At 54.5% G+C, this 264-nt stretch carries 1 protein-coding gene; it reads right to left on the bottom strand.

The genetic code is table 11. The annotated features are described in order from the left end of the window. On the bottom strand, positions 1–194 hold a 194-nt coding region (locus tag AX703_RS28290; RefSeq protein WP_231735456.1), incomplete at its 3' end, for a hypothetical protein. Positions 195–264 lie beyond the last annotated feature (70 nt).

Genomic DNA, 264 nt, shown 5'->3' with positions numbered 1-264 from the left:
ACCACCCTTCCTCGGACCAATCCGCCTCGAACTACCAGGTTTTTGCGGGTGTCCATCTGGCTCGAACCGGAAGTTGCCGAGACAATGGTGCCGAGGTTGCCGCCGGAAACGGAATTCACCGTATAATTCTGTGCCGATGCCGGGACATGTCCGTAGAAGATGATCGTGATCGCAAGGAAGAGATATCTTATCATCTCGTCACCATCTGTACGTGTTCGCTGAAGGCGACTTCACCGTTGACGTCAACGACACTCCCATCCGCTC

The sequence above is a fragment of the Novosphingobium sp. CCH12-A3 genome (genome assembly GCF_001556015.1).
Lineage (GTDB): Bacteria > Pseudomonadota > Alphaproteobacteria > Sphingomonadales > Sphingomonadaceae > Novosphingobium > Novosphingobium subterraneum.
The sequence above is the reverse complement of the archived record's forward strand: the minus strand, read 5'-3'. Positions and strand labels throughout refer to the sequence as shown.